Origin of the sequence: Enterobacter sp. 120016 (assembly GCF_018383635.1) — a bacterium.
Classification (GTDB): domain Bacteria; phylum Pseudomonadota; class Gammaproteobacteria; order Enterobacterales; family Enterobacteriaceae; genus Enterobacter; species Enterobacter asburiae_D.
This window is the reverse complement of record NZ_JAHAWC010000034.1, coordinates 1-3,352: the sequence shown is the minus strand read 5'-3', so window position 1 is coordinate 3,352 and position 3,352 is coordinate 1. Positions and strand designations below refer to the sequence as shown.

Annotated in this window: 2 protein-coding genes; both read right to left on the bottom strand. The window is 56.7% G+C overall.

Annotation, left to right across the window (positions count from 1 at the left end; translation table 11 throughout):
- Positions 1 to 100: 100 nt before the first annotated feature.
- Positions 101 to 1,393 carry a phosphoribosylamine--glycine ligase gene (gene purD / locus KIF87_RS22960; protein WP_213330836.1) on the bottom strand — a complete coding sequence of 431 codons (1,293 nt, stop codon included), beginning with the start codon at positions 1,391 to 1,393 and terminating at the stop codon, positions 101 to 103.
- Positions 1,394 to 1,408: 15 nt separating this feature from the next.
- Complete coding sequence (gene purH / locus KIF87_RS22955; RefSeq protein WP_213330834.1) at positions 1,409 to 2,998, bottom strand: bifunctional phosphoribosylaminoimidazolecarboxamide formyltransferase/IMP cyclohydrolase; 1,590 nt, start codon at positions 2,996 to 2,998, stop codon at positions 1,409 to 1,411.
- Between the last annotated feature and the right edge of the window lie 354 nt (positions 2,999 to 3,352).

Here is a 3,352-nt window from a genome sequence, read left to right as displayed (position 1 = left end):
GATCACCATGGGTAAAGGATGTTAAAAAGTGTTCACCATGTCCCCGAACACCTGTCTACCATGTCCCCGGACCGTACAGGGAGAGGGTTAGGGTGTGAAATTACTCGCCCTGCTCGCGCGCAATTGCGCGATAACCGATATCCTGACGGCTAAAGCTGCCGTTCCAGTGAATATCCGCCATCAGCGCATAGGCGCGCCTCTGCGCTTCTGCCACGGTATGACCCAGTGCGGTTGCACACAGCACGCGTCCGCCGTTGGTGAGGACGCGATCGTCTTCAGCCAGCTTCGTACCGGCATGGAACACCTTCGCACCGTCAATCTCTTCCAGCGGCAGGCCGTGGATCTCATCCCCGGTGTTGTAGTTGCCCGGATAACCACCCGCAGCAATCACCACGCCCAGAGACGCGCGCTCGTCCCACTCTGAGGTTTTCTCGTCGAGCTTGCCTTCGCAGGCCGCCAGGCACAGATCCACCAGGTCAGATTTCATGCGCAGCATGATGGGCTGCGTTTCCGGATCGCCAAAGCGGCAGTTGAATTCGATAACCTTAGGGTTACCCTGCTTGTCGATCATCAGACCTGCGTAAAGGAAACCGGTGTAGGTGTTGCCTTCTGCCGCCATCCCTTTCACGGTAGGCCAGATGACGCGATCCATGGTGCGCTGATGTACTTCGTCAGTCACTACCGGAGCAGGGGAGTAAGCACCCATCCCGCCGGTATTCGGGCCGGAATCACCATTACCCACGCGCTTGTGGTCCTGGCTGGTGGCCATCGGCAGAACGTGCTCGCCGTCGACCATCACGATAAAGCTGGCCTCTTCACCGTCGAGGAACTCTTCGATCACGATGCGGTGGCCCGCATCGCCAAAGGCGTTGCCCGCCAGCATATCCTGAACCGCGGCTTCTGCTTCTTCGAGGGTCATCGCCACGATCACGCCTTTACCGGCTGCCAGACCGTCGGCCTTGATAACAATCGGCGCGCCTTTTTCACGTAAATAGGCCAGGGCTGGCTCCACTTCGGTGAAGTTCTGATATTCCGCCGTCGGGATGTTATGACGCGCGAGGAAATCTTTGGTGAAGGCTTTGGAGCCTTCCAGCTGCGCGGCACCTTGCGTTGGGCCGAAGATTGTCAGGCCAGCAGCGCGGAATGCATCAACGACGCCAATCACCAGCGGCGCTTCCGGGCCGACGATGGTCAGGTCGATTTTCTCGCTCTGGGCAAAGCTCAGCAGCGCCGGAATGTCGGTTACGCCAATGGCGACGTTCTGTAGCGTCGGCTCCAGGGCGGTACCGGCGTTGCCCGGTGCCACGAAGACCGTTTTCACCAGCGGAGACTGCGCCGCTTTCCACGCCAGAGCGTGCTCGCGTCCGCCGTTACCAATTACTAATACTTTCATTTTCAGCTCCGGGAATTAATGGCGGAAGTGGCGCATGTCGGTGAAGATCATCGCAATGCCGTGTTCGTCGGCGGCGGCAATCACTTCGTCGTCGCGGATTGAGCCGCCAGGCTGGATCACGCAGGTGATCCCTACAGCGGCTGCCGCGTCGATACCGTCACGGAACGGGAAGAAGGCGTCAGAAGCCATGGCGGAGCCTTTGACTTCCAGACCTTCATCGCCTGCTTTAATACCCGCGATTTTCGCGGAGTAGACGCGGCTCATCTGGCCTGCACCTATCCCGATGGTCATGTTCTCTTTCGCATAGACGATGGCGTTGGATTTGACGAACTTCGCGACCTTCCAGCAGAACAGCGCGTCACGCAGTTCCTGTTCGCTCGGCTGACGCTTGGTCACCACGCGCAGGTCGGCTTCTGTCACCATACCCAGATCGCGGTCCTGAACCAGCAGGCCGCCGTTCACGCGCTTGAAGTCCAGGCTCGGCACGCGTTCTGCCCACTGGCCGCAAACCAGTACGCGCACGTTCTGTTTTGCCGCAGTGATTTTCAGCGCTTCTTCGGATGCGGATGGCGCGATGATCACTTCAACGAACTGGCGGGAGATGATGGCCTGAGCCGTTTCAGCATCCAGCTCGCGGTTGAAGGCGATAATGCCGCCGAAAGCAGAGGTCGGGTCGGTTTTGTAGGCGCGATCGTAGGCATCCAGAATAGAGGTGCTCACGGCAACGCCGCATGGGTTCGCATGCTTGACGATAACGCAGGCCGGCTCGCTGAACTCTTTCACGCATTCCAGCGCGGCGTCGGTGTCGGCAATGTTGTTATAGGAGAGTGCTTTGCCCTGAACCTGCTGGGCTGTCGCGACAGAGGCTTCTTTTACCTCTTCTTCTATATAGAAGGCAGCCTGCTGGTGGCTGTTCTCGCCGTAGCGCATATCCTGCTTCTTAATGAAGTTCAGGTTCAGGGTGCGCGGGAAGCGGCCGGAAGGATCTTTGCTTTCACCGTGGTAGGCTGGCACCAGACTACCGAAGTAGTTGGCGATCATGCTGTCGTACGCGGCGGTGTGTTCGAAGGCTTTGATGGCGAGGTCGAAACGCGTTTCAAGCGTCAGTGACCCTTCGTTGGCATCCATCTCATTAATAATGGTTTCGTAATCGCTGCTCTTTACGACGATGGCCACATCTTTATGGTTCTTGGCCGCGGAGCGCACCATGGTCGGGCCGCCGATATCAATATTCTCTACGGCATCTTCCAGTGAACAGCCTTCGCGGGCAACGGTCTGGGCAAACGGGTAGAGGTTAACAACCACCATGTCGATTGGCGCGATGTCATGCTTTTCCATAATGGCGTCGTCCTGACCGCGACGGCCAAGAATACCGCTGTGTACTTTCGGGTGCAGGGTTTTGACGCGTCCATCCATCATTTCCGGGAAACCGGTGTAATCGGACACTTCGGTTACCGGCAGACCTTTATCTGCTAACAGGCGAGCGGTACCGCCTGTAGAAAGCAGCTCCACACCGCGTGCGGAAAGTGCCTGAGCGAATTCGACGATACCGGCTTTATCAGAAACACTGAGCAGAGCGCGGCGGACTGGACGACGTTGTTGCATGGTAAATCCCCTGGATTTCACGATTACAGAGAGCGTTAGATGAATTTTCCTGCGAAAAACTCATCTAACACACCTGACGGGGCATCCTTGTTAAGCGCGAGCATTTTAACGAAAACGTTTGCGCAACGCTCGCACATTTTCACTTTTTCGTATCATTGTGGATAAGTCTGTGTGTAAAAAGGTATAAGGCGGGGTTTTGCTGTGGAATGCAGCAGTCAGTCATTTTTCTGTCATTTAGCGGTTGCGGCCCGCTGAGAACTCCCTATAATGCGCCTCCATCGACACGGCGGATGTGAATCACTTCACAAACAACCCGGTCGGTTGAAGAGAAAAAATCCTGAAATAACGGGTTGA